Annotated in this window: 1 protein-coding gene and 1 pseudogene; one reads left to right on the forward strand and one right to left on the reverse strand. The window is 42.8% G+C overall.

The features are described 5' to 3' along the window. The first annotated feature begins 116 nt into the window (after positions 1 to 116). Positions 117 to 1,907, forward strand: coding sequence for an acyl-CoA dehydrogenase C-terminal domain-containing protein (locus CXF78_RS20840; protein WP_102037835.1), 1,791 nt, complete (start codon positions 117 to 119; stop codon positions 1,905 to 1,907). Between the two features lie 74 nt (positions 1,908 to 1,981). Here the strand turns inward: CXF78_RS20840 and CXF78_RS20845 are convergent. After that, positions 1,982 to 2,274, reverse strand: a pseudogene (locus CXF78_RS20845) (thymidine kinase); the annotation flags it as partial.

Consider the following 2,274-nt stretch of genomic DNA (forward strand, 5'->3'; position numbering starts at 1 on the left):
GTTTTTACTCGAAATTGGGTATGGTTAGACAAACCAACTATCTGATTGGACCAGTAACAAGCTGCATCTTGTTGCCGAGACCAAACTAAAATACAACATAACCAAGGAATGATCTTATGCCTATTTACCAAGCTCCTCTTCGCGATTATCAATTCATTCTGTCTGAACTGCTTAATGTCTATAAACAAACTGATTTACGCGGTTTTGATGAAATAGATGCGGATCTCACTGATGCAATTTTGCAAGGTGTTGCCGATTTCAGCACCGACATCATGTTGCCACTCAATGCCAGCGGTGACTTAGAAGGTTGTAAACTGGTTGATGGTAAGGTCATTACCCCTATTGGGTTCAAGCAAGCTTATAAACAATACGTACAAGATGGTTGGGCAACATTAACCTGTGATCCTGAATTTGGTGGCCAAGGTTTACCTGAAGTTATCGGTACATTCGCAACCGAAATGAAAACCGCCACTAATATGGCGTTTGCCATGTATCCAGGCTTAACCCATGGCGCTTATTCAGCCATTCATGTTCACGGCAGTGATGCGCTAAAGCAAAAGTACTTAGCAAAACTGGTCAGTGGCGAGTGGACTGGTACCATGAACTTAACCGAGTCTCATGCGGGTACAGATTTAGCCTTATTACGTACTAAAGCGGTTCCTGCGGGTGACGATGTATTTGCCATTAGCGGCGAAAAAATCTTTATCTCGTCTGGCGATCACGATCTCGCCGACAACATCATTCATTTAGTATTAGCGCGTTTACCTGATGCACCGGAAGGTGTTAAAGGGATTTCACTATTTGCTGTACCTAAGTTTTTAGTGAATGCCGATGGTAGCTTAGGCGAAGCTAACAAGCTTAGCGCAACAGGTCTTGAGCATAAGATGGGTATTCATGGTAACTCAACATGTGTCATGCATTTTGACGGCGCTATCGGTGAGCTTGTTGGTGCTGCACATCAAGGTCTAAAAGCCATGTTTACCATGATGAACCAAGCACGTTTAGGTGTGGGTATTCAAGGTTTAGGCGTATCAGATATTGCTTATCAAAATGCTCTCGTTTATGCCAAAGAGCGTATTCAAGGCCGTGCATTAAGTGGCGTTAAGCAGCCTGAACAAGCTGCTGACTCATTATTAGTCCATGGCGATGTACGTCGTATGCTATTATCACAAAAGTCGTTCAATGAAGGTACACGTGCGTTAATGGGTCAACAAGCACTGTGGCTTGACCAAGTAGAACGTCATACCGATCCAGAAAAAGCCAAACAAGCTAATGCACTTGCGGCATTATTTACACCAATTGTTAAAGGCTTTGTCACCGACCAAGGCTTTAAAGCGTGTGTTGATGCCCAGCAAATTTATGGTGGTCATGGTTATATTAATGAATGGGGTATGGAACAGTTTGTACGTGATATCCGTATTGCAATGATTTACGAAGGCACAAATGGAGTACAAGCTCTCGATTTAGTCGGCCGCAAATTACTTGCCGACAAAGGTGCAGCATTAACCCTGTGGTCAGGTATGGTGAAGGAATTAATTCAGCAAAACGTTGGTAATGACGCAATGAAACCTTATCTTGCAGGCTTAATGGATGCAGCAGGCGATCTTGAAAAAGCCACCGGTTTTATTGTGCAGTCAGCCAGCAAGAATCCTGATCTTATTGGTGCAGCGTCAATGGCCTATATGCAGTTGTTTGGTATTACAGCGCTAGCGTGGATGTGGACTCGCGTTGCGGCAACATCATTAGCCGCATTAGAAGCAGGTACTGAAGAGACTGGCTTTTACCAAGCTAAACTTAAAACAGCACAATTCTTTATGAGCTATTGGGGTAGTCAAACCCGCAGTTTACGCAAACAAATTGAATCTAGTAGTGCAGATATTGTTGATTTCGCAGAAGCTGATTTTTAATAAATAATGATACACAAAAAAGCCGCATCAATTAACTTGAAGCGGCTTTTTTATTCAGTCTGATTAGGTTTGACTTAATCCCACAAAAACTCACGAAAATGCTTACGACAAACCGACTCGTAACTTTCATTACCGCCAATGGCAACCTGCTCGCCTTCACGCATCGGTTTACCATCATGATCAAGACGCACGACCATGTTTGCTTTACGGCCACAATGACAAATCGTTTTAAGCTCAACTAATTTGTCAGCCCAGGCTAATAAATATTGGCTGCCTGGAAATAGTTCGCCTTGAAAATCATTACGAAGGCCATAACACAATACTGGAATATCAAGATTATCAACAACGTGTGTGATCTGCCTAACTT

Origin of the sequence: Shewanella sp. 11B5 (assembly GCF_002836795.1) — a bacterium.
GTDB lineage: Bacteria > Pseudomonadota > Gammaproteobacteria > Enterobacterales > Shewanellaceae > Shewanella > Shewanella frigidimarina.